This window comes from Streptomyces luomodiensis, from assembly GCF_031679605.1.
Classification (GTDB): domain Bacteria; phylum Actinomycetota; class Actinomycetes; order Streptomycetales; family Streptomycetaceae; genus Streptomyces; species Streptomyces luomodiensis.
Genome location: NZ_CP117522.1, coordinates 3,941,334 through 3,964,163, shown reverse-complemented (window position 1 = coordinate 3,964,163; position 22,830 = coordinate 3,941,334). Strand labels below are relative to the sequence as shown.

General features: G+C 71.7%; 24 protein-coding genes and 1 tRNA gene. 17 read left to right on the top strand and 8 right to left on the bottom strand.

The genetic code is table 11. The features are described from left to right. Window positions 1-57: 57 nt before the first annotated feature. Window positions 58-1,308, bottom strand: coding sequence for a PTS transporter subunit EIIC (locus tag PS467_RS16625; protein ID WP_311035948.1), 1,251 nt, complete (start codon window positions 1,306-1,308; stop codon window positions 58-60). A 192-nt stretch (window positions 1,309-1,500) separates the two neighbouring features. On the opposite strand from PS467_RS16625, the gene PS467_RS16620 reads away from it, so the two are divergent. From PS467_RS16620 to rdgB, 4 genes are all read left to right on the top strand, one after another. After that, on the top strand, window positions 1,501-1,773 hold the full coding sequence (locus tag PS467_RS16620; protein ID WP_311035947.1) for a PTS sugar transporter subunit IIB: 273 nt from the start codon (window positions 1,501-1,503) through the stop codon (window positions 1,771-1,773). A gap of 139 nt (window positions 1,774-1,912) precedes the next feature. Next, window positions 1,913-2,644, top strand: a complete 732-nt coding sequence (rph, locus tag PS467_RS16615) for a ribonuclease PH (protein ID WP_268972308.1) — start codon at window positions 1,913-1,915, stop codon at window positions 2,642-2,644. A 90-nt stretch (window positions 2,645-2,734) separates the two neighbouring features. Next, a complete protein-coding gene (locus PS467_RS16610) occupies window positions 2,735-3,130 on the top strand; it encodes a hypothetical protein (RefSeq protein WP_268972307.1) in 396 nt (131 codons plus the stop codon). 46 nt (window positions 3,131-3,176) lie between these two features. Next, complete coding sequence (gene rdgB, locus PS467_RS16605; RefSeq protein WP_268972306.1) at window positions 3,177-3,812, top strand: RdgB/HAM1 family non-canonical purine NTP pyrophosphatase; 636 nt, start codon at window positions 3,177-3,179, stop codon at window positions 3,810-3,812. A 50-nt stretch (window positions 3,813-3,862) separates the two neighbouring features. Here the strand turns inward: rdgB and PS467_RS16600 are convergent. Together PS467_RS16600 and bcp are read right to left on the bottom strand one after the other, a co-directional pair. Continuing rightward, window positions 3,863-3,946 (bottom strand) — tRNA-Leu (locus PS467_RS16600). Window positions 3,947-4,092: 146 nt separating this feature from the next. Continuing rightward, window positions 4,093-4,560, bottom strand: a complete 468-nt coding sequence (bcp, locus tag PS467_RS16595) for a thioredoxin-dependent thiol peroxidase (protein ID WP_311035946.1) — start codon at window positions 4,558-4,560, stop codon at window positions 4,093-4,095. Window positions 4,561-4,699: 139 nt separating this feature from the next. On the opposite strand from bcp, the gene PS467_RS16590 reads away from it, so the two are divergent. Continuing rightward, on the top strand, window positions 4,700-5,062 hold the full coding sequence (locus tag PS467_RS16590; RefSeq protein WP_311035945.1) for a DUF3618 domain-containing protein: 363 nt from the start codon (window positions 4,700-4,702) through the stop codon (window positions 5,060-5,062). 179 nt (window positions 5,063-5,241) lie between these two features. Continuing rightward, entirely contained in the window at window positions 5,242-5,544 is a 303-nt protein-coding gene (locus PS467_RS16585) for a GroES family chaperonin (RefSeq protein ID WP_051886695.1), read from the top strand. A gap of 101 nt (window positions 5,545-5,645) precedes the next feature. Here the strand turns inward: PS467_RS16585 and PS467_RS16580 are convergent, their stop codons facing one another. Then, the gene (locus PS467_RS16580; protein ID WP_311035944.1) at window positions 5,646-7,991 is read right to left on the bottom strand and encodes a transglycosylase domain-containing protein; all 2,346 of its coding nucleotides are present in this window, start codon (window positions 7,989-7,991) and stop codon (window positions 5,646-5,648) included. A gap of 277 nt (window positions 7,992-8,268) precedes the next feature. Here PS467_RS16580 and PS467_RS16575 point away from each other — a divergent pair, with 277 nt between their 5' ends. From PS467_RS16575 to PS467_RS16560, 4 genes are all read left to right on the top strand, one after another. Beyond that, window positions 8,269-9,069, top strand: coding sequence for an ABC transporter permease (locus PS467_RS16575; protein ID WP_311035943.1), 801 nt, complete (start codon window positions 8,269-8,271; stop codon window positions 9,067-9,069). Window positions 9,070-9,115: 46 nt separating this feature from the next. Continuing rightward, entirely contained in the window at window positions 9,116-9,880 is a 765-nt protein-coding gene (locus tag PS467_RS16570; protein WP_311039882.1) for an ABC transporter permease, read from the top strand. A 65-nt stretch (window positions 9,881-9,945) separates the two neighbouring features. Further along, a complete protein-coding gene (locus PS467_RS16565; protein WP_311039881.1) occupies window positions 9,946-10,899 on the top strand; it encodes an ABC transporter ATP-binding protein in 954 nt (317 codons plus the stop codon). Window positions 10,900-10,937: 38 nt separating this feature from the next. Beyond that, the gene (locus PS467_RS16560) at window positions 10,938-11,819 is read left to right on the top strand and encodes a DUF1707 SHOCT-like domain-containing protein (RefSeq protein ID WP_311035942.1); all 882 of its coding nucleotides are present in this window, start codon (window positions 10,938-10,940) and stop codon (window positions 11,817-11,819) included. 60 nt (window positions 11,820-11,879) lie between these two features. Here PS467_RS16560 and PS467_RS16555 read toward each other — a convergent pair whose 3' ends face one another. Further along, window positions 11,880-13,202, bottom strand: coding sequence for an SGNH/GDSL hydrolase family protein (locus PS467_RS16555; RefSeq protein ID WP_268972298.1), 1,323 nt, complete (start codon window positions 13,200-13,202; stop codon window positions 11,880-11,882). Window positions 13,203-13,433: 231 nt separating this feature from the next. Here PS467_RS16555 and PS467_RS16550 point away from each other — a divergent pair, with 231 nt between their 5' ends. From PS467_RS16550 to PS467_RS16535, 4 genes are all read left to right on the top strand, one after another. Then, on the top strand, window positions 13,434-14,789 hold the full coding sequence (locus tag PS467_RS16550) for a DUF445 domain-containing protein (RefSeq protein WP_311035941.1): 1,356 nt from the start codon (window positions 13,434-13,436) through the stop codon (window positions 14,787-14,789). A 195-nt stretch (window positions 14,790-14,984) separates the two neighbouring features. Next, the gene (locus PS467_RS16545; protein ID WP_311035940.1) at window positions 14,985-15,764 is read left to right on the top strand and encodes a class E sortase; all 780 of its coding nucleotides are present in this window, start codon (window positions 14,985-14,987) and stop codon (window positions 15,762-15,764) included. A gap of 51 nt (window positions 15,765-15,815) precedes the next feature. Next, window positions 15,816-15,950 carry a hypothetical protein gene (locus tag PS467_RS16540; protein WP_311040113.1) on the top strand — a complete coding sequence of 45 codons (135 nt, stop codon included), beginning with the start codon at window positions 15,816-15,818 and terminating at the stop codon, window positions 15,948-15,950. Between the two features lie 133 nt (window positions 15,951-16,083). Next, window positions 16,084-16,950, top strand: a complete 867-nt coding sequence (locus tag PS467_RS16535) for a fumarylacetoacetate hydrolase family protein (protein WP_311035939.1) — start codon at window positions 16,084-16,086, stop codon at window positions 16,948-16,950. A gap of 73 nt (window positions 16,951-17,023) precedes the next feature. Here the strand turns inward: PS467_RS16535 and PS467_RS16530 are convergent, their stop codons facing one another. Both PS467_RS16530 and PS467_RS16525 read right to left on the bottom strand, forming a co-directional pair. Then, window positions 17,024-17,506 (bottom strand): heme-degrading domain-containing protein, encoded by a 483-nt coding sequence (locus PS467_RS16530; protein WP_311035938.1) that lies wholly within the window; start codon window positions 17,504-17,506, stop codon window positions 17,024-17,026. Continuing rightward, window positions 17,503-18,621 carry a Gfo/Idh/MocA family protein gene (locus PS467_RS16525; protein ID WP_311035937.1) on the bottom strand — a complete coding sequence of 373 codons (1,119 nt, stop codon included), beginning with the start codon at window positions 18,619-18,621 and terminating at the stop codon, window positions 17,503-17,505. The genes PS467_RS16530 and PS467_RS16525 overlap by 4 nt, the downstream gene beginning before the upstream one ends. A 67-nt stretch (window positions 18,622-18,688) precedes the next feature. Between PS467_RS16525 and PS467_RS16520 the strand changes: the two genes are divergently transcribed. Both PS467_RS16520 and PS467_RS16515 read left to right on the top strand, forming a co-directional pair. Then, the gene (locus PS467_RS16520) at window positions 18,689-19,804 is read left to right on the top strand and encodes an ROK family transcriptional regulator (RefSeq protein ID WP_311039880.1); all 1,116 of its coding nucleotides are present in this window, start codon (window positions 18,689-18,691) and stop codon (window positions 19,802-19,804) included. A 119-nt stretch (window positions 19,805-19,923) separates the two neighbouring features. Beyond that, window positions 19,924-21,546, top strand: coding sequence for a hypothetical protein (locus PS467_RS16515; RefSeq protein ID WP_311035936.1), 1,623 nt, complete (start codon window positions 19,924-19,926; stop codon window positions 21,544-21,546). A gap of 9 nt (window positions 21,547-21,555) precedes the next feature. Here PS467_RS16515 and PS467_RS16510 read toward each other — a convergent pair whose 3' ends face one another. Beyond that, a complete protein-coding gene (locus PS467_RS16510) occupies window positions 21,556-21,744 on the bottom strand; it encodes an antitoxin (RefSeq protein ID WP_268972286.1) in 189 nt (62 codons plus the stop codon). 299 nt (window positions 21,745-22,043) lie between these two features. Between PS467_RS16510 and PS467_RS16505 the strand changes: the two genes are divergently transcribed. After that, the gene (locus PS467_RS16505) at window positions 22,044-22,826 is read left to right on the top strand and encodes an HAD-IIA family hydrolase (RefSeq protein ID WP_311035935.1); all 783 of its coding nucleotides are present in this window, start codon (window positions 22,044-22,046) and stop codon (window positions 22,824-22,826) included. Window positions 22,827-22,830 lie beyond the last annotated feature (4 nt).

Sequence of the window (22,830 nt, the reverse complement as noted above, 5' to 3'; positions counted from 1 at the left end):
AGGCCCCGGAACCGATCCGGTTCCGGGGCCTCGTCACGCGTCGGCGCCGACGGCGGGCTACGCCTTGGTGAGGTCCTCGACCTCCTCCTCGGGTTCACGGCCCGGGGTGGCGAGGTTGAACTTGGTGATCGCGAAGCGGAAGACCACGTAGTAGATCACCGCGAAGACGAGTCCGATCGGAATGATCAGCCATGGCTTGGTGGCATGGCTCCAGTTCAGGGCGTAGTCGATGAAGCCCGCGGAGAAGTTGAAGCCCGCGTGCACGCCCAGGGCCCAGGTGATCGCCATCGCCACGGCGGTGAGCACCGCGTGGATCACGTAGAGCAGCGGGGCGATGAACATGAACGAGAACTCGATCGGCTCGGTCACGCCCGTGACGAACGAGGTGAGCGCCAGCGAGAGCATCATGCCCAGCACGGCCTTGCGGCGCTCGGGGCGGGCGGCGTGGGCCATGGCCAGGGCGGCGGCCGGAAGGCCGAACATCATGATCGGGAAGAAGCCGGACATGAACATTCCCGCGCTCGGGTCGCCCGCCAGGAAGCGGCTGAGGTCGCCGTGCACCGTCTCGCCGGCCGCGTTGGTGAAGTCGCCGAGCTGGAACCAGGCCACCGTGTTCACGAACTGGTGCATGCCGATCGGGATCAGGGCGCGGTTGACGGCGCCGAAGAGGGCCGATCCCGCGGAGCCGAGTCCGGTCATCCACTCGCCGAAGTTGCTGATGCCGTCGCCGATGGGCTCCCAGACCAGGCCGAAGAAGACGCCCACCACGATGCCGGTGAAGGCCATGATGATCGGCACCAGCCGGCGGCCGTTGAAGAAGCCGAGCCAGTCCACCAGCCGGGTGCGGTGGAAGCGCTGCCACAGCACGGCGGTGAGCAGACCCATGACGATGCCGCCGAGCACACCGGGATCGTTGAACTTGGCCGGTATGTCCTCGCCCTTCTGGACCACCGCGTCGGCGACCGGGAAGGCCTCCAGCACCTTGCTGTAGACGAGGAAGCCGACCACGGCGGCCAGTGCGGTGGACCCGTCCGACTTCTTGGCGAACCCGATGGCCACGCCGACGCAGAAGAGCAGCGGAAGGGCGCCGGTGAGCGCGCCGCCGGCGTTGTTGAACACGGCGGCGACCTTGTCCCAGCCCAGTCCGTCGGCGCCGAACACATCGGGCTGCCCGAGCCGGACCATGATTCCGGCGGCGGGCAGGACGGCGATCGGCAGCTGAAGGCTGCGGCCGACCTTCTGCAGCCCTTGGAACAGACCGGCACCCCGCTTCTGGGCGGGCGCCGCCTGGGCGGTGGCCGTACTCATCGGTTCCTCCTGGTGAGGCGGGCTCTCGGGGGATGGGGGCGGCCCGCGTTATGGTCTACACCACATGTGGTGTAGACCTGTTGTAGCACGGAGGGATCCCGTACACGTAGGGATCCGATAAAGGAATCTATCCTTCCATGTGACGGTCGGCCTCCTCACCCGCATAATGGTGTAGACCACTCCGGTGGATCGGTGGATCGCAACGCGGACAGTAGGACGACAGGAGCGAACATGGCCAGCAAGGCTGAGAAGATCGTCGCGGGGCTCGGCGGTATCGACAACATCGTCGAGGTCGAGGGCTGCATCACCCGCCTCCGCACCGAGGTCAAGGATGTCGCCCTGGTCGACGAGGCCCTCCTGAAGGCCGCGGGCGCCCACGGAGTGGTGAAGATGGGCAGCGCGATCCAGGTGGTCATCGGCACCGACGCGGACCCCATCGCCGCCGAGATCGAAGACCTGATGTGACCTTCCGGTTCTGACGTCCGAGCCCGCCCCGCCGCGGACCGTACCGCGCGCCGGACGCGGTCCGCGGCCGTGCCGTACTCGTGCCGTACCCGAACCGGACGCGGACCGGGGCCCTCGGCGATGCCGATAGGCTCGTCCCATGTCTCGTATCGACGGCCGCACCCCTGACCAGCTCCGCCCCGTGACCATCGAGCGTGGATGGAGCAAGCACGCCGAGGGCTCCGTCCTCGTCTCCTTCGGCGATACGCGGGTCCTGTGCACCGCGAGCGTCACCGAGGGTGTGCCGCGCTGGCGCAAGGGCAGCGGCGAGGGCTGGGTCACCGCGGAGTACGCGATGCTGCCGCGCTCCACCAACACCCGAGGCGACCGCGAGTCCGTCCGCGGCAAGATCGGCGGCCGTACGCATGAGATCTCCCGCCTCATCGGCCGCTCGCTGCGCGCCGTGATCGACTACAAGGCGCTCGGCGAGAACACCATCGTCCTCGACTGCGATGTCCTCCAGGCCGACGGCGGCACCCGCACCGCCGCCATCACCGGCGCCTATGTGGCCCTGGCCGACGCCATCGGCTGGGCCCGCGAGAAGAAGCTCATCAAGGCCACCCGGCAGCCGCTGACCGGCACCGTCTCCGCCGTCAGCGTCGGCATCGTCGGCGGTGTCCCCCTGCTCGACCTCTGCTACGAGGAGGACGTGCGCGCCGAGACCGACATGAACGTCGTCTGCACCGGCGACGGGCGCTTCGTGGAGGTGCAGGGCACCGCGGAGGGCGAGCCCTTCGCCCGCGACGAGCTGAACGGCCTGCTGGACCTCGCCGTGGCGGGCTGCGACGCCCTGGCCGGTATCCAGCGCGCGGCGCTGGCCGGCGACGCGTGAGAACGGCGGCGCCGGGCAACCGTCGCCCGGCGCCTGGCGTTTAGTCAGGTACCAGCATCGTTCCGGCTGTTCACGGGGAGGACCCACGCCATGGCGCCGCGCAACCGTCACCGCCGCACCACCGCCGTCACCGCTTTCGCCGCCGTCGCGCTCGCGGTGCCGGTCACCGCCGGCTGCGGCGCCGTGGAGAAGGCCCTCGACTGCGCCCAGCTCGCGGTCGAGATATCCAACGACGTGGACGACCTCCAGGACGCCCTGAGCGGCGCCGCCGACAACCCGGAGGACGCCGACAAGGTCCTGGACGCCCTCGACAAGGACATCGACAAGGCCGGTGACCGCACCGACAACGCCGACGTCGGCAAGGCCGTCGACAGCCTCCAGAAGGCCGTGGACAACGTCCAGAAGTCCATCGACAGCGGTGAGCAGCCCGATCTGACCCCGGTCAGGGACGCGGCGGGCGAGCTGACCGACGTCTGCTCGCCCTGACCGCCGGCGTCCGCCTGCCCCGGCCTCCCCTCGATAATCGAGAGCTATGCAGCAACACACTGAGGGACATCCCCCGCACCCCCGCCGCCTGGTCCTCGCGACCCGCAACGTCTACAAGATCACCGAACTGCGCGCCATCCTGGGCGAGTCCGGCCTCGACGTCGAACTCGTCGGCGCCGACGCCTATCCGGAGGTCCCGGACGTCAAGGAGACCGGCGTGACCTTCGCGGAGAACGCCCTCCTCAAGGCCCACGCCCTGGCGCGGGCCACCGGCCACCCCGCGATCGCCGACGACTCCGGCCTCTGCGTGGACGTCCTCGGCGGCGCCCCCGGCATCTTCTCGGCCCGCTGGTCGGGCGGCCACGGCAACGACCGCGCCAACCTCGACCTGCTGCTCGCCCAGCTCGCCGACGTCCCCGACGAACACCGCGGCGCCCACTTCGAATGCGCCGCCGCCCTCGCCCTCCCCGACGGCACCGAACGCGTGGTCTCCGGTCGGCTCACCGGCACCCTCCGCCGTGAGCCCGTGGGCGGCGGCGGCTTCGGCTACGACCCCGTCCTCCAGCCCCACGGCGAGACCCGCACCTGCGCCGAACTGACCCCCGATGAGAAGAACGCCATCAGCCACCGCGGCAAGGCGTTCCGCGCCATCGCCCCGATCGTGCGCGAACTTCTGGGATGAGCGAACGCCAGGGGCGCCACACCGCTTCGGTGTGGCGCCCCTGGCATGAGTGCGGCCGGAGGGATTCGAACCCTCACGGGTGTTACCCCACTGGGACCTAAACCCAGCATGTCTGCCAATTCCATCACGGCCGCAATGGACAGTCATGCTACCGGTCCGGCGACGGCGGAAGTACAGGTGCGCGTTCGCGCGCGGCCGGGCCGGCTCCGCGCCTCCTCAAGGTCTCATCCGCGAGGGTCCCGCACCGGCGTGGTGCGGGACCCTCGGGGGAACGCCGGGGTCAGAGGCCCAGGTCCTTGATGATCTTGGCTACGTGGCCGGTGGCCTTCACGTTGTACAGGGCGCGCTCGACCTTGCCCTGCTCGTCGACGATCACGGTGGAGCGGATCACGCCCGTGACCGTCTTGCCGTAGAGCTTCTTCTCGCCGAAGGCGCCGTATGCCTCGAGGGTCTCCTTGGCGGGGTCGGCGAGCAGGGTGACCTTCAGGTCCTCCTGGTCGCGGAACTTGGCGAGCTTCTCCGGCTTGTCGGGGGAGATGCCGATGACGTCGTAGCCGTGACCGGAGAGGAGTTCGAGGTTGTCGGTGAAGTCGCACGCCTGCTTGGTGCAGCCGGGGGTGAGGGCGGCGGGGTAGAAGTAGACGATCACCTTGCGGCCGGCGTGGTCGGCGAGCGAGACCTGCTTGCCGTCCGCGTCGGGGAGGGTGAAGGCGGGGGCGGTGTCGCCGGGCTGCAGTCGCTCGCTCATGGTCTGGTGCTCCTCGTGGCATCGGGCGGTACGTCCCCGACATTAGCCAGCTTCCCGTCCGGGGGTGCCGTGGGGCGGGGAAGAGGGGGAGCTGACAGACTGTCCATCACGAATCATCGAGACTGACGGAGGCAGCGCGGTGTCGGATGCCAGGACCCCTGCGCAGATTGAGGCGGACATCGCCCGCAGGCGGCAGCAGCTCGCCGTGACGCTCGACGAGATCGGGGTGCGGGTGCACCCGAAGACGATCATCGGGGACGCGAAGGCGAAGGCGGCGTCGGCCGTGGACCGGACCGCCGGGCGGGCGTACGTGTCCGCGAACCGAGTGGTCACGAGCGTGCGGGGCCAGTTGGTGTCGGAGGAGGGCGAGCCCCGGATGGAGCGGATCGTGCCGGTCGCGCTCGTCGTGGCGGGGCTGGTGGGGCTGGTCGCGCTCTCGGCGCGGTCCTCCCGGTCGTCCAGGGCCTCCCGGTCCTCGCGGTGCAAGCGGTGCCGCTCGTAAGGACGGGCCGGTCCTCCTGGGACGGGGCGGTCGTACGGCGGGCCGGTCGTGGGGGAGCGGTGGGGCCCGCGTGCCGCGCGAGGCGGCCGGGGTGGCGCCCTGAGGCGTCATCGCGCCGTCCGGCCAGGTACGGTCATGGCGTGAGTGCGAACACGACCCATGACAAGCTGCCCATCCGGATGCTGCACGACCGTGTGCTGGTCCGCACCGATATTCCGGAGGGCGAGCGCCGGTCGTCCGGCGGCATCGTTATCCCCGCCACCGCGGCGGTCGGCAGGCGGCTGGCCTGGGCCGAGGTGGTCGCGGTCGGGCAGAACGTACGGACCGTGGAGCCCGGCGACCGGGTGCTCTACGACCCGGAGGACCGGGCCGAGGTCGAGGTCCGCGGGGTCGCCTACGTCCTGATGCGGGAGCGCGATCTGCACGCGGTGGCCGCCGAGCGGCTGGAAGGGGCCGAGGACTCCACGGGGCTCTATCTCTGAGGAGCGAGGCTTTTCCCTCTGAGGCTCTATCTCTGAGGAGCGAAGGCCGCGGGTGTGACAGAGGGTGGTGACGGGCTCCGTCACCACCCTCTGCCGCTGTCTCAGCCGTCCACCGGGTCCCCCGGCCCGCCCGGATCGCCGCCCGGGTCACCGGGCCCGCCGGGATCGCCCGGTCCTGGTTCGGTCGACGGCCCGTCGGTGGGGAAGTCCGTCGGCGGGTCGATCGTCGGATCCGACGTCGGCAGGTCCGGTGGTTCGTAGGTCGGCGTCGTGGGGGGCGTGGGGTCCGTCGGGACGCCGGGCGGGGGCGTGGTGACCACCGGGGGCGGCGCGCCCGGGGACTGCGGGGTGTTCTCGGGGCCGCCGGCGGAGTCCGAGCCGTCCTCCAGCCGCAGGTCGAAGTCGGTCGGCGGCTGGCCGTCCAGCGCGCCCGCCGTGTACTGCGCCCAGATCTCGGCGGGGTAGCCGCCGCCGTTGATCCGCTCCAGGCCCGTGGCCCCGTACAGGGACTTCTGGACGCCCGTGTTGGAGTCCTGGCCCATCACCGCGACCACGGTCGCCAGGTCCGGGGTGTAGCCCGCGAACCAGGCGGCCTTGTCCTCCTCCGCGGTGCCGGTCTTGCCCGCCGCCGGGCGCTCGGCGCCCTGGGCGGCGGTGCCGGTGCCGCCGTCGACCACGCTCTGCAGTATCGCGGTGGTGGCGTCGGCGGCGGCGCGCGGGACGGCCTGTCGTTCCTCCCGCTCCGGGAGCGCTATCCGCGCACCGTCCTTGGTGATCTTCGAGACCAGGCTGTAGTTGCCGTGCTTGCCGTGGTTGGCGAGGGTCGCATACGCCTCGGTCATGTCCAGCACGCTCGCGGTGGCGGGGCCCAGCGCGATGGAGGGGGAGGCGTGCAGATCGGGGGTGTCCTTGGGGACGCCCAGGTCGATGGCGGTCTGCTTGACCTTGTCCGCGCCGACGTCCTCGGCCATCTGCGCGTACACCGAGTTCACCGAGTTGTCGGTGGCCGTGGTGACGTCGATGTCGCCGTAGTCGACGTCGTCCTCGTTGGCGGGGGCGTAGCCGGTGGGCCCGCCCGAGCCGATGACCTCGCGTTTGTTGTCGCCGTTGTAGAGCGTGTCCGCGGTGATCGTCTGGCCGTCCTGGGTGGTGGATCCGTAGCGCACCGCCGAGGTGAAGACGAATGGCTTGAACGTGGATCCCACCTGGTAGTCACGGCGGGTCGCGTTGTTGACGAACTGCTTGGTGTAGTCGATCCCGCCGTAGAGGGCGACCACCTTCCCGGTCTTCGGGTCGATCGAGGCGCCGCCCGCGCGGACGTACTGGTCGACCTCGCGGCCCGAGCTGAGCTTGCTCATCAGCCGGTCGCGCACGGCCGCCACGAAGGCGTCCTGCCGCTTCTTGTCGATCGTGGTGGTGATGCGGTAGCCGCCGCGCGCCAGGGTCTGCTCGTCGATGATCCCGTTGCTGGTGAGGTAGTCCTCGACGGCCTCGACGAGATAGCCGCGCTGGCCGGACATGCCCGAGGCGACCTTGGCCTCCGACGGCGTCGGGAAGGTCATCTTCTGCCGCTCGGCCCGGCTCAGCCAGCCCTTCTTGACCATGCCGTCCAGGACGTAGTTCCAGCGGGCCACGGCCCGTCCCTTGTTCTGCGGGTGGGCGACGACGTCGTAGGCGCTGGGGGCGTTCAGCAGGGTCGCGAGATAGGCGCTCTGGGCGGTGTCGAGCTCGCCGATGTCCTTGCCGTAGTACGCCTGGGCGGCGGCCTGGATGCCGTAGGCGTTGCGTCCGAAGTAGCTGGTGTTGAGGTAGCCCTCGAGGATCTCGTCCTTGCTCACCTCGCGGTCCAGCTTGATCGCGATGAAGAACTCCTTGACCTTGCGGGTGACCGTCTGTTCCTGGTCCAGGTAGTAGTTCTTCACGTACTGCTGGGTGATGGTGGAGCCGGACTGCTTGCCCTTGCCGGTGACGGTGTTCCAGGCGGCCCGGAGCATGGCCTCGGGGTTGATGGCCGACTCCGAGTAGAAGTCCCGGTCCTCGGCTGCCAGCACCGCGTGCTGGGTCCGCTTGGGCACCTGGCTGAGCTGGACCTTCTCCCGGTTGACCTTGCCCTCGCGGGCCAGCTGGGAGCCGTCGGAGTACAGGAAGACGTTGCTCTGGGCGATGGCGGCCTTGTTGGCCGCGGGGATTTCGACGAGCAGGTAGCCGGTGACGAGTCCGCCCGCGACCAGCAGGATGATCAGGGTGAGGCCCCCCAGGACCATGCGCCAGGTGGGCAGCAGACGGCGCCAGCCGGTGCGCTGGGGACGGTTCTTTCTGCCCTTGGCCGGTTTGCCGGCCGGGAGGCCGTCCGCGCGGTGCGGCGTGTCGTGGTTGCCGTCGCCGGCGCCGGGTCGGTCGCCCGTTCCGGCCGCGCCACCGTCGATCAGCTGTGGCTCGTCGCTCATGTCTCCTGAGACTCCTCGGCCGCCGTCGAGGGTTGCGCGGCGGCAGGATCGTGCACGGTCGGGCGATTCGCGTCGTACGCCCGATAAAACACTGTCGCATCATCCGTTCCGGGCCGGGGACGTGGCGCGCACCCGTGACTGGTCTGTGACCGGCCGGACAGATGATTCCGCTCACACCATCCGGTGAATAATGGCTGGCCGTCTCTCCCGCCACCCCACTAGGCTCCGGCTTTTGGCGCCGGTCGGCCGGTGCGGTCGGGGAGGGAGGGACGGGCGGATGCGGCTGTACGCGGCCGTCGCGGTCAGCGGCTTCAAACGCTACGCGACGTATCGGGTCGCCACGGTGGCCGGGGTCTTCACCAACACCGTTTTCGGCTTCATTCTCGCCTACACCTACACCGCGCTGTGGGACGAGCGGCCGCACCTGGGCGGCTACGACCTTGCCCAGGCCCTGACCTTCGTCTGGCTCGGCCAGGCGCTGCTGGCGGCCGTCGCGCTGATGGGCGGCGGCTTCCAGGAGGAGCTCCAGGAGCGCATCCGGTCCGGTGACATCGCCGTGGACCTCTACCGTCCGGTCGACCTCCAACTGTGGTGGCTGGCCACCGAGCTCGGCCGGGCGCTGTTCCAGCTGCTGGGGCGGGGCGTGGTGCCGATGGCCGTCGGCGCGCTGGTCTTCGAACTGCGCCTGCCCGCCTCGCCCCTGACCTGGCTGTGGTTCCTGCTTTCCGTGGTGCTCGCGGTGTGCGTCGGCTTCGCGGTGCGCTATCTGGTGTCGCTCGCCGCCTTCTGGCTGCTCGACGGGACGGGGCTGGCCATGCTGAGCGGGCTGCTGTGCCTGTTCTTCTCCGGGATGATCCTGCCGCTCAACGTCTTCCCCGGACAGCTGGGCGAGATCGCCCGCGCGCTGCCCTGGGCGGCGATGCTCCAGGTGCCCGCGGACGTCTTCCTGGAGGAGCACCGGGGGCCGGGGCTGCTGCGGGCGTTCGTCTTCCAGGCGGGGTGGGCGGTGGCGCTGCTGGCGGCCGGACGGGCGCTCCAGTCGGCGGCGACCCGGAAGGTGGTGGTCCAGGGTGGCTGAGTCCGCCGTGTACCAGGGGCTGCGGGCCTACACCCTGATCGTCGGGATGTGGGTGCGCTCCACGATGGCGTACCGCACCTCGTTCCTGATCATGACGCTGGGGAACCTCCTCGCGACCGGGCTGGACTTCGTCGCGATCGCGCTGATGTTCACCCACATCGGTGAGCTGGGCGGCTTCACCCTTGACGAGGTCGCCTTCCTCTACGGGACTACCAGCGTCGCCTTCGGCCTCGCCGATCTCACGCTGGGCACCATGGGCCGGCTGGGCAGCCGGGTGCGCGACGGCACGATGGACACCCTGCTGGTGCGGCCGGTGCCGATACTCGCCCAGGTGGCCGCCGACCGCTTCGCGCTGCGCCGGCTGGGCCGGATCACCCAGGGGGTGCTGGTGCTCGGCTGGTCGCTGAGCCGGCTGGACATCGACTGGACGGTGGACCGGGCGCTGCTGATGCCGGTGGCGCTGCTGAGCGGGGGCGTCATCTTCGGGGCGCTGTTCGTGCTCGGCGGCGCCTTCCAGTTCTGGGCCAAGGACGCCTCCGAGGTGCAGAACGCGTTCACCTTCGGCGGGACCACGCTGCTGGAGTACCCGCCGACGGTCTTCGGCAAGGAGCTGCTGCGCGGCGTCACCTTCGTCGTCCCGCTGGCCTTCGTCAACTGGCTGCCGGCGCTGCACATCCTGGGCCGGCCCAACCCGCTGGGGCTGCCGGGCTGGATCGGCTTCGCGGCACCGCTGGTCGCGTGCGGCTGCTGTGCGGTGGCGGGGCTGGCCTGGCGGGCGGGGCTGCGGGCGTATCAGAGCACGGGAAGCTGAGGGGAAGTAAGCGCCGTGGAGAGAGTGCCGTGGACGGCCCGATGGATGACCCGAGGGACGGTCTGATGGACGACCTGATCGAGCTCGACGGCGTCGAGAAGGTGTTCCAGGTGCGGCGCAGAGCCGGACTGCTGCGCCGGGAGCGCCGTGAGGTGCGCGCCGTGGACGGCATCAGCTTCCGGGTGCCGCGCGGCGAGATGGTGGGCTACATCGGTCCCAACGGCGCCGGGAAGTCCACCACCATCAAGATGCTGACCGGCATCCTGGTGCCCAGCGGCGGGCGGCTGCGGGTCGCCGGAATCGACCCCTCCAGGGACCGGACGAGGCTCGCCCGCCGGATCGGGGTGGTCTTCGGGCAGCGGACCACCCTGTGGTGGGACCTGCCGCTGCGCGATTCGTACGCGCTGGTGCGGCGGATGTACCGGATTCCGGACCACCGCTACCGCGAGAACCTGGACCGCTGTGTGGAACTGCTCAACCTGGGCTCGTTGTTGGACGTGCCGGTGCGTCAGCTCTCCCTGGGCCAGCGGATGCGCGGCGATATCGCGGCCGCCCTGCTGCACGACCCGGAGGTGCTCTACCTCGATGAGCCGACCATCGGGCTCGATGTGGTCAGCAAGGCGAAGGTGCGGGAGTTCCTGCGGGATGTGAACGCCGAGCAGGGCACCACCGTGCTGCTCACCACTCACGATCTGACCGATATCGAACTGCTGTGCAAGCGGGTGATGGTCATCGACCACGGCCGGCTGGTCTACGACGGCGGGCTCGACGGGCTGCACGCGGTGGGGGAGAGCGAACGCACGCTCGTGGTCGACCTGGAGCGGGAACTGCCGCCCATCGAGATCCCCGGCTCCCGCACGGTGCGGGTCGAAGGGCCCCGGCAGTGGCTGGCGTTCCCGGCGAGCAGCAGCGCGGCGCCCATCGTCGCCGCGGTTGCCGACGGCTATCCGCTGGTCGACCTCTCGGTGCGCGAGCCCGAGATCGAGGACGTCATCGCGCGGATGCTGCACGGGGCGTAAGGCGGGCCAGGGCCGGGGCCCGCCATTAGTCTGTCCGTATGACGAGCGCTGGTTCTTCCCAGGGGACGAGCCCCGACCTCCCGGACCCGGCCGGAATGCGGGCCTCCGACGCCGAGCGCGAGCGGATCGCCGAGATCCTCCGGGAAGCCGTCGCCGAAGGCCGCCTGGACATGGAGGAGTTCGAGGAGCGGCTGGGCGCGGCCTACGCGGCGCGCACCCATGGCCAGCTGGAGCCGCTGGTGCGGGACCTCCCGGTGCCCGGCACCGCCGTCCCCGCCCCGCTGTCCGCGGATGCCGCGGGCCCCGCCGCCCGCGGCGGCTGGGCCGGGCGGATCGGCGGCGCCCCGACCTCCAAGTGGGCCGTGGCGATCATGGGCGGCTTCCAGCGCAAGGGCACCTGGACCGCCCCGCGCGCCTTCACCGCCATCGCCCTCATGGGCGGCGGCGAGATCGATCTGCGCGAGGCCCGGTTCGAGGACCGCGATGTGGTGATCCGCTGCTTCGCCCTCATGGGCGGGGTGCAGATCATCGTCCCGCCGGACCTGGACACGCATGTCGGCGGTATCGGCCTCATGGGTGGTTTCGACCACACCGGGTCGGCCGACGGGGACCCCACCGGCCCGCGGGTGACCGTCACCGGCCTGGCGGTCTTCGGCGGGGTCAGCGTCGAGCGGAAGCTGCGCAAGGAGGAGCACAAGCGGCTCAAGCAGGAGCGGCGCCGGCTCAAGGCCGAGCGCCGGGAGCTGCTGCGCGCCGAGCGCCGGGAGCTGCGGGGCACACGGCGCGAGGAGCGCGAGACGCGCCGCGAAGACCGTGAGGCGCGCCGGCTGTCCCTGGAGAAGGACATCCGGGACGACCAGGGGTGCCCAGGGGTGAGACCGGGGACGCCCAGAGGTGAGGTCAGGGACGACCAGGGGTGAGACCGGGGACGACCAGGGGTGCCCAGGTGGCCGGGGGCCCAGGGGCCGGCCGGGGCCGCCTCAGAGCTCGGCCGCCGTACGGCCCCGCAGGTCGTCCAGGTCCAGCGCCCGCGCCATCGCCCGGTAGCCCTTGTCGCTCGGGTGCAGATGGTCGCCGGAGTCGTACGTCGGGCGCAGCCGCAGCGGGCTGATCGGGTCGCGCAGCGCCTTGTCGAAGTCCACGACCTCGTCGAAGACCCTCCCGGCCCGGATCTGCGCGTTGACCTGCGCGCGCACGGCGTCCAGCTGGGGCGTGTAGCCGCGGTGCCCGTAGAAGGGCGTCAGGGTGGCTCCGATGACCCGCAGGCCCCGGGCGTGCGCCTGCTCGGTCAGCCGCTTCAGGCCCCAGACGATCCGGTCGGGGTCGGTCTGGTGGGGGATGCGGAGTATGTCGTTGACGCCCAGCTCGATGATCACGGCCTTGACGCCCGTACGGGTCAGGACGTCGCGGTCGAAACGGGACAGTCCGCTGGGGTTGTTGGGCGGGAACTGGGTGCCGTCGCTCAGCACGCGGTTGCCGCTGATGCCCTGGTTGAGCACGCCGAAGCGGGGCGCTCCGGGCTCGCTGCGCAGCCGCTCGGCGAGGAAGTCGGTCCACCGGTGGTTGGCCCCGGCGGTGGAGGTGATGCCGTCGGTGATCGAGTCGCCCAGCACCGCGACCGCGCCCTCGGCCTCCTTCGACCACACGTCCACACCGGTCAGATAGCGCCAGTACGGGCTCTGCTCGGTGTAGGCGGCGCCCGCCGTGTCCTCCGTACGGTCGCCGTGCGCCAGGTACGACGTCTGGCGGGCGTGCGGGTGGTAGGTGACGGAGCCGGACGCCTGCGGGCTGTAGGTGGTGACCAGCAGATCGGCCGCCTCCGGGACGTTGAGCCGCGCCGGGTCGCTGGTGACGGCCTTCCCCGGCGGGATGGTCACCCAGGTGCGGTTGTCGAACGTGAGGCGGCGCATGGTGCCGGCCGCCGCGGTGGGGTTGCTGGGGGCGGCGGCCAGCGCCAGCGAGGCATGCGTGATCGTCAGCGGACGGCTGCTGTAGAAGTTGGAGAGCTGGATGCGGGCGCTGCTGCCGCCGATGCTGGTGTGCACCACGTTCCGTATCGACAGGCCCGACAGACCGCGCAGCGTCCTCGGCTCGGCGGCCGCGGCCGAGGTGGACCAGGAGCCCACCCAGGAGCCGGCCGAGGCCGGGGCGGCCGAGCCGCGGGCCCCCTGCGCGTGGGAGTCCGTACCGCCCTGGTCACCACGGAGCCCGATGAATATCGCGGTGGAGACGAGGACCACAACTGCCGCCAGCGCAGCGAGCACGGCATACCCCGTGCGTCTGGGCATAGGGGGCACGCTCATGGGCGGTCTGTCTCCTCGGGCAGACGGAGCCCGAGGCTCCGGAAGTGGACGGTAACGGCGAGTTCATCCGGCGGTGCCGATGCGGTCCGGTCGGTCTCTCATGATCCCATGGCGGGACCCGGCTCCGCCTGTCGGCCTGCCCCCAGTGTGCTGGGTCGCTACCCCAGACAGACGACGGGAACTCACCGTTCGTTCCACACATGGGCGACTGAGACCGGAAAGAGACAATGCATGGGGGAACGGCTCGACCGGGTGGAGCGTATGGAGCGGAGAACGACTGGTGAGACGGCGGCCCCGCCGCCCCGGGGCGGCGGGGCCGTGCCGTTCGCCGCGGACGACCCCCTCGACGCGGAGCGGCGGCGCGGGGTGCGCCGGATGAAGACGCTCGCCACCGGGATGCTGCTCGGTGTCGCACTGGTGTACGTGCTCGCCACCTGGGCGCGGTCCGCCGGTGCCGGCGGCTGGGCCGGGTATGTCGCCGCGGCCGCCGAGGCGGGCATGGTGGGCGCCCTGGCCGACTGGTTCGCGGTCACCGCGCTGTTCCGGCGGCCCATGGGGCTGCCCATTCCGCATACGGCGATCATCCCGACCAAGAAGGACCAGCTCGGGATCAGCCTCGGGGAGTTCGTCGGGGAGAACTTCCTGTCCGGCGACGTCGTACGGATGCGACTGCGCTCGGTGGGCATCGGCAGCCGGCTCGGCGCCTGGCTGGCCGAGCCCGAGCATGCCGACCGGGTGACGGCCGAACTGGCCACCGCGCTGCGCGGGGCGCTCACGGTGCTGCGCGACTCCGATGTGCAGGCGGTGGTGGGCGAGGCCATCACCCGCCGGGCGGACACCCAGGAGATCGCACCGGGCCTGGGCAAGCTGCTGGAGCGGGTGGTCGCGGAGGGCGGCCACCACCGCGCCGTGGACCTGGTGTGCCTGCGCGCCCACGACTGGCTGGTGGAGCACAACGACTCGGTGATGCAGGCGGTGGCCGGTGGCGCCCCCGGCTGGACGCCCCGGTTCGTGGACCGCAAGGTCGGCGAGCGCGTCTACAAGGAACTGCTGCGGTTCGTGACCGAGATGCGCGATATGCCCGCCCATCCGGCGCGCGGCGCCCTGGACCGCTTCCTCACCGACTTCGCCGGGGACCTCCAGTCCGACACCGACACCCGGGCGCGGGTGGAGCGGCTCAAGAGCGAGGTGCTGGGGCGCGGCGACGTCCAGGACCTCATCGCCTCCACCTGGGCCTCGGTCCGGTCGATGATCGTCGCGGCGGCCGAGGACGAGCGCAGCGAGCTGCGGCTGCGGGCGCGGGCGGCGATTCTGTCGCTGGGCGGGCGGATGGTGACGGACCGGCGGCTGCGGGGGAAGGTCGACGGCTGGCTCGAGGACGCCGCCGTCTATGTGGTGACGACGTATCGGGACGAGATCACCTCCCTGATCACCGAGACGGTGGCGGGCTGGGACGCGGAGCACACGTCGCGGAAGATCGAGGCGCATATCGGCCGGGACCTCCAGTTCATCCGGATCAACGGCACGGTGGTGGGCGCCCTGGCCGGGCTGGCGATCTATACGGTCTCGCGGGCGCTGGGCGCATAGCGGATAGCGGATAGCGGATGGCCGAGGGGCGGCCGCTGGTGGGTGTGAGCGGTGCGGCTATGGAGGTGCGGCGCCGTTGCGGCCTCATGGCGGGTGTGCGCGGTGTGGCCTCTGGCGGGTCCTCGTGGCGCGGCTCCGGAAGGTCCTCGTGGCGTGGCTCTGGCAGGTGCGCGCGGCCTGGCCTATCGTGCCCGCGTGCGACGTCGTCGAGGGCGTGCCGTGCTCGCCCGGGGGCTGTGGACGGCCGGTGAGCTCGCCGTCACCCTCGGGGTCGTGGTCCTGCTCTTCTGCGTTCACCAGCTGTGGTGGACCAACCGGCAGGCGAGGGCGGACGCACGGCACGAGGTGGCGGTGCTGGAGCGGCAGTGGGAGAACGAGCCCGCCGAGTCCGCCCCGACGCCGGGGGCGACGCCCTCCCGTACGTCCGACTCCTCCGACGGCACCCAGGGAGACGGCGACCGGACGCCCGGGGGCGGGGACGGGGACGGGAGCCAGAGCCCGCGCCGGGACCAGGCATACGCCGTGCTCCGGATTCCGCGCATCGGCCTTACGGTGCCCATCGCCGAGGGCACCAGCCGGGCGGCGGTGCTCAACAAGGGCTACGTGGGCCACTATCCGCACACCGCCCAGCCGGGCCAGGCGGGCAACGTCGCTCTGGCGGGTCACCGCAATACGCACGGCGAACCCTTCCGCCGGCTGGACGAGATGCGTCCGGGCGACACGGTACGCGTCGACACCGCCGACGCCCGGTACACCTACGCCGTCGAGCGCACCCTGCCGCGCACCTCACCCGCCGACGGCACGGTGATCGCCCCGGTGCCCTACAGCTCCGCCCACCCGCGCTACCGCTACACCGAACCGGGCTACTACCTCACGCTGACGACCTGCACGCCCGAATTCACCTCCCGCTACCGCCTGGTGGTCTGGGCCCGCCTGAAAACGGCCGAGCCCCGGACCGCCGCCGGGGCCGGATAACTCCCGCCGCCTCGCCATTTCCCGGGTCCTGTGCACGCCGGGGCGCCCGGAGTGGCTCGGGCGCTGCCGCTGCTGTCGTTCGGCACCCTCGTCACCGCCGCCGTGGTTCCGCTGGCGGCGGCGCTGTACCTGGCGACCAGTACGACCTGGACGGCGGTGGAACGGGCCCTGCTGCACCGGGGTTAGGGCATCGCCCGAAACCGCCTCCTCCTCGACGTCCCAGTGGGTGAACGAGGTCTTGCGGGCTGGACATCCCTGACGGGAGGATCGAGCAGCCGGTAGGCGTCTCGCACCGGCCTGCGACCTCGGGAGTCTTGGGATGAAACTGCTGCGTGTCGGACCGGTGGGCGCGGAACGCCCCGCGCTGCTCGATCAGAACGGCATCCTGCGCGATCTGTCCGCCCTGGTCACGGACATCGACGGCGCCCTCCTCGCCGATGAGGCCGCTCTCGCGCGGCTGCGCGAGGCGGCGGCCGCCGAGGGCGGCGACGCGTTGCCGGCGATCGAGGACGGCGGGGTGCGGATCGGTCCGCCGCTCGGCCGTATCGGCAAGATCGTGTGCATCGGGCTGAACTACCACGACCACGCCACCGAAACCGGCGCCGACGTTCCCGAAGAGCCCATCATCTTCATGAAGGCCCCGGACACGGTCGTCGGCCCCGATGACACGGTCCTCGTCCCGCGCGGCAGCGTGAAGACCGACTGGGAGGTCGAACTCGCCGTCGTCATCGGCCGCACCGCCCGCTACCTCGACTCCGACGAGGCCGCCCTCGACGCGGTCGCGGGCTACGCGGTCGCCCACGACGTCTCCGAGCGCGCCTTCCAGATCGAGCGCGGCGGCCAGTGGGACAAGGGCAAGAACTGCGAGACGTTCAACCCCCTGGGCCCCTGGCTGGTCACCGCCGACGAGGTTCCCGACCCGCAGGCCCTGGGGCTGCGCCTGTGGGTCAACGGCGAGCTGAAGCAGGACGGCAGCACCGCGGACCAGATCTTCGGGGTGGCCCGGGTGGTGCGCTACCTCAGCCAGTTCATGACCCTCTACCCCGGCGATGTCATCAACACCGGCACCCCGGCGGGCGTGGCCATGGGCCGCCCCGAGCCCAAGCCGTACCTCCGGGCCGGCGATGTCGTCGAGCTCGAGATCGACGGCCTGGGCCGCCAGCGGCAGGAGTTCAAGGACGCCTGACGGGGCGCCTGACCAGTGGACTGGTGAGCGGTCGAGGGCCGTCCCGCCGGGGCCGCCCTCGACCGACTCGGGGTCAGGCCGTCGTCAGATAGCGCTCCAGCGCCTCCACCACCAGCGCGTGGTCCTCGGCCTGTGGCAGTCCCGAGACCCCGACCGCGCCGATGACGCCCGTGCCCGTCACATGGAGGGGGAAGGCGCCGCCGTGCGCGGCGTAGCGGTCGGGGTCGAGACGGGAGGACTCCTCGAAAGTGGTGCCCTTGGCGCGGAAGCGGGTGCCGACGAGGTAGGAGGCGGCCCCGTAGCGCTCCACGACCCGGAACTTGCGTTCCAGCCAGGCGTCGTTGTCGGGGGAGGTGCCCGGCAGGGCGCGGTGGAAGAGGCGCTGACCGGCGCGGTGGATGCCGATCGTGACGGCGGCGCCGCGCTCCTGGGCCAGGTCGGCGACGAGGCAGCCCAGACGCCAGGCGTCGTCGTTGTCGAAGTGGGGCAGGCGCAGCCGGCGCTCCTGCTCCTCCAGGCGGGCGATCAGCTCGGTGTGCTCGGTGTGCTCGCTCATGCCGGGACCTCGATCCGGACCGTACGGCGCTCCGCGGCCGACACCTGGGCCGCCTCCAGTACGTGCAGGGCGGCCGCGGCCTCGGCGGCGGTGACCGGCGGCGGGGTGCCGTCGCGGAGGGCGGCGGCGACGGCGGCGTAGTACGCGGGGTAGTCGCCCCGGAGGGTGGGCACCGGGGTCCCGCCGCTGGTCAGCGGGGACTCGCCCGCTCCCAGCCGGCCCCAGGCGCTCTCCGGCTCGGTGCCCCATTCGGCGGCCGGGGCGGCGGGGCGCGCGGTGGGGCGCAGCCCCTCGCGCAGGGCGGCCTCCTGCGGGTCGAGGCCGTACTTCACATAGCCCGCCCGGCTGCCCAGCACCCGGAAGCGCGGGCCGAGCTGGGCGGTGGTCGCGCTCATCCACAGGTGGGAGCGGACCCCGCCGGCGTGGGTGAGGGCGATGAAGGTGTCGTCGTCGGTCTGTGCCCCGGGGCGGCGCACATCGACCTCGGCGTAGACGGATTCGGCGGGGCCGAAGAGGGTGAGCGCCTGGTCGACCAGATGGCTGCCCAGGTCGTACAGCAGCCCGCCGACCTCGGCCGGGTCGCCGGACTCCCGCCAGCCGCCCTTGAGCCGCGGCCGCCACCGCTCGAAGCGGGACTCGAAGCGCCACACCTCGCCGAGCGCCCCCTCGGCGAGCAGTTTCTCCAGGGTGCGGAAGTCGTTGTCCCAGCGGCGGTTCTGGAAGACGCTCAGCAGCAGCCCGCGGGCCTCGGCGAGCGCGGTCAGCTCCTCGGCCTCGGCGGCCGTCGCGGCCAGCGGCTTGTCCACCACGGTCGGCAGCCCCGCCTCGAGGGCGGCGCGGGCGAGTGGGACATGGGTGCGGTTCGGGGACGCGATGACGATCAGATCCAGCTCATCGGCCCGGCCCCACAGCTCATCGGCGGAGTCCGCGAGACGGACGTCGGGGAACTCGCCGCGGGCCTGCCGCTGCCGCTCCGGGCTGGAGGTGACGACGGTGTCCAGGACCAGTCCCTCGGTGGCCGCGATCAAGGGGGCGTGGAAGACGGATCCGGCCAGGCCGTAGCCGATCAGTCCCACTCGGAAGGTGCTGCTGTCATCCAGGGCATTGGCATCCATGCGGCCACTTTGACAACAGTGTTGCGGAAGCGCAAGCGAGGCCCACAATGGGTGGGTGAACAGCACGATGTCGGGGGTGGCCGGGCCCGGAGCCAATCTGTCCGCCCTGCGCAGCCATAACGCCGCGCTCGTCCTGCGCCTGCTGCGCGACGCGGGCGAGGACGGCGTCAGCCGGCTGGAGCTGGCCGCCCGCACCGGCCTCACCCCCCAGGCCGTCAGCAAGATCACGGCGCGGCTGCGGGCGGAGGGCCTGGCGGCGGAGGCCGGGCAGCGCGCCTCGACCGGCGGCAAACCGCCCACCGCGCTCCGCCTGGTCCCCGGCGCCCGCCATGCGATCGGGCTGCACCTCGACCGCGACGAGCTGACGGCGGTCCTCGTCGACCTCGCGGGCACACCGGTCGCCGCCCGCACCGCGCCCTTCGACTTCGGCGCGGGGGCGGAGCAGGCGGTCGGGGCGGCCACGGCCGAGGTCAGGGCGCTCCTCGCGGACGCGGACGCCGCGCCGGCTCGAGGCGGGGATGGGGCGGACGGCGGACCGCTCGGCGTCGGTGTCGCCGCACCCGGCCCGCTCGACCACGGCTCAGGCGTGCTGCACCGCGTCACCGGCTTTCCCCAGTGGGACGGCTTCCCGCTGCGCGACGCGCTCGCCGAGCGGCTCGCCCTGCCCGTCGTCCTCGACAAGGACACCAACGCCGCCGCGCTCGGGCTCACGACCGCCGAGACCGCCGAGTCGGCCGCGTATCTCCATCTGGGCACCGGCCTGGGCGCCGGGCTGGTGCTCGGCGGCGGCGTGTACCGGGGGGCGCGCACCGACGCGGGGGAGTTCGGGCACCAGGTGATCCAGCTCGACGGGCCGCCCTGCGGCTGTGGCAACCGGGGCTGTCTGGAGGCGCTGTGCCTCGCCGCCGTGGCACGCGGCGACCGTACGGGCGCCGCGCGGCTGCTCGGCGTCGGCGCGGCCAACCTGGTACGGCTGCTCGACATCGACCGGGTGCTCCTGGGCGGCCGGGTGGTGCTGGCCGACCCCGGCCCCTACGTACGCGGCGTGGCCGCGATGCTCGCCGAGGACTCCGCGCGCACCAGCCGCCCCACGGTGCCCGTCGGCGTCGTGGAGCGGGGCGGGCGGGCCGTTGTCGAGGGCGCCGCCCGGCTGGTGCTCGCACCGCTGTTCGCACTGGGCTGATCGAGGGGGATCCGGACGGCCAGTCGGGGGCAATCCGGCCCTGGTGCGGTGTGTCGGAGTGCGGACGCGGAATGTAGCGGAGTGCTCGGGGATGAACCGCAGCACAGCAGAGGTCACTCATGCGCTTGCCCACCGCACTGTCCCTACGAGCCGTCCTTCCGGCGGCCGCGCTCGCGTGCGCCCCCGCCCTGTACGGGGTTCCGGCGTACGCCGCCGCGCCCCTCCCCGCCACCTGCGGGGACCGGAACGCCACCGACTTCCCGATCGAAGCCCGCCTGCGCGACGGACCGGACCAGTACGCACGCGGCGGCGGCTGGCACGGCTGGCACCTCGAACTGCGCAACGCCACGGACACCGGCTGCCGCGCGATCCACCCCATCGCGGTCCTGATCGACCAGGGCCGCGAACTGCGGCCCCGCCATATCGACTTCGAGTTCCTCGACCCGTCCGCGGACGGCGGCGCCACCTGGCGGCCGGTGTCGTTCCAGACGACGGACGAGGACGAGAACATCGGGGTCTTCGACGACCACTTCAAGGGTTTCACCGTGCCCGCGCACAAGACCGTCGACGTCCGGGTGCGCACGCGTTTCACCGCGGACGCGCCCGAGGGGCCGGTGACGGCCAACGCCATCGCCGTACAGCGGCGCGCGGACGACGGCGACTGGGTGGGGCAGTCGAACGACTACGACTTCCGTATCGCCGGGGCGACGACGGGTGCGGATGTGGGCACGGGTGCGGGTGCGGGCGCGGGTGCGAGTACGACGGGTGCGCGTACGGATGCCGGTGGCGATACGGAGGCGGACACCGGTGTCGCCGCCGGGGCCGCTACCGCCTCCGGCACCGATGCGGATGCCGGAACGCAGCCCGACGTGCGGTCGGCCACCCCTTCCAGGACCCCTACGGCCGCTCCGACGCGGGCTCCCGGCAAGACCCGGTCCATTTCGCCGAGCCGGACGCCGAGCGCGAGTACCAGCACTGGCACCAGCACCGGCACGGAGAGCCCCAGCCCCAGCCCAAGCCCAAGCCATAAGGAGAGCCGTCCGGCCGCAGTGCCGCCCCGTGCCGACAGCGATGCCGACGCCGAGACGGAGGCGGGCGCCGACACGGAGGCGGGCGCGGACGTCGGTACGGAGGCCGACATCGACGCCGAGCCCAGCGCCAAGACGGACACCGGGACCGAGCCCGAGACGGACACCGAGGTCGACGCGGACGCCGACACGGACGTGAACGCCGACACGGAGACGGAGACGGACGCGGAGGTGGAGGCCGACACCGACGCGGACGCCAGTGCGGACGTCGATGCCCAAACCGACCCCGGTACCGAAACCGAGGCCGATGCCGGTACCGACCTCGACCTTGACCTCGACGAAGAGGGCCTCGACACCGACACCGAGGAGCTAGGCGAGGAACTGGGCACGGAGACCGACCCCAACGCCGAATCCGACCTGGACCCGGGCACCGAGACCGACCTCGGCACCGAGACCGACCCCGGACAGGAGCCCCAAGCCGACGAGTCCAGCACCGTCCCGGAGACCGGCACCGGCACCGACGGCCGTCAGGAGGAGGGAGTGGACGAAGAAGCAGAGGAGGACGGAGGTCACGAGCGCGAACGGGAGCGGATGCCCGAGCTCGCCGCGACGGGCCGTCACACCGCCCTGTTCGCGGGGCTCGGCGTCATCAGCGCCGCGCTCGTGACCTGCGGCACCGTCCTCGTCGTGAAGTCCCGGCGCTCGGGGGCCTGAAGCGCCGAGCTACTGGCCCCGGGGCCCCTCGCCCCGGCGGCGCAGCTCGTCGTCGATCTTGTCCGAGCCGCCTTGGATCTGCTCCGAGTACTTGCCGCCCGTCCTCTTGTCCGCGGTCTCGGCTCCCTTACGAGCGCCCCGCCGGGTCTTGTCCGGGTTCTTGCTGATCGCGCCCTTGATCTTGTCCATCATGCCCATCGCGGCCTCCTTACGGTCCGGCTCGTGCCAGGTATCCCAGGGAGGGCGGAATCCGCCCCTCCCTCAGGATCAGACACCTGTGCGGATCTGTCGCGCTGGAACGGATGGAACGGCCGCAACCGCTGGAACGGAGGGAACCGCTGGAACGACCACGACCGCTGGAACCGCTGGCCCCCCTGGAACGGCCGGCGAACGGCTCGCGAACGTATCCGCGCTCCCGGACGCGGCCGGTCTCGCCGGCCCTTCCCCGGTTAGGCTGAGGTGGTCGTCAGAGGCCGATTCCGAGCGGAGAGCAACCAGTGACAGAGCGCAAGCCGATCGAGTCATGGCTCACCGACATGGACGGTGTGCTGATGCATGAGGGCATACCGGTGCCCGGTGCCGATGCCTTCATCAAGCGGCTGCGCGAAGCCGGCCTGCCCTTCCTCGTGCTCACCAACAACTCCATCTACACCCCGCGCGACCTCCACGCCCGGCTGGCCCGGATCGGGCTCGACGTCCCGGTGGCCAACATCTGGACGTCGGCGCTGGCGAGCGCCCAGTTCCTGGCCGAGCAGCGCCCCGGCGGCACCGCGTACGTCATCGGGGAGGCCGGGCTGACCACCGCGCTGCACGACATCGGCTACGTCCTTACGGATGTCGAGCCCGACTATGTGGTGCTCGGCGAGACCCGTACGTACAGCTTCGAGGCGCTCACCAAGGCCATCCGGCTGATCAACAACGGTGCGCGGTTCATCGCCACCAACCCCGATGAGATCGGCCCCTCCATGGAAGGCGCGCTGCCCGCCACCGGCTCCGTGGCCGCGCTGATCACCAAGGCGACCGGCCAGGAGCCCTACTTCGTCGGCAAGCCCAATCCGCTGATGATGCGCTCAGGGCTGAACGCCATCGGCGCCCACTCCGAGACCAGCGCGATGATCGGCGACCGGATGGACACGGACGTGCGGGCGGGGCTCGAAGCCGGTATGGCGACCTTCCTGGTGCTCACCGGGGTGACCAAGGCGGACGACGTGGACCGGTACCCGTACCGCCCGTCCACGGTCGTCGACTCCATCGCGGACCTCGTGGAACGCATCGCGTGACCTC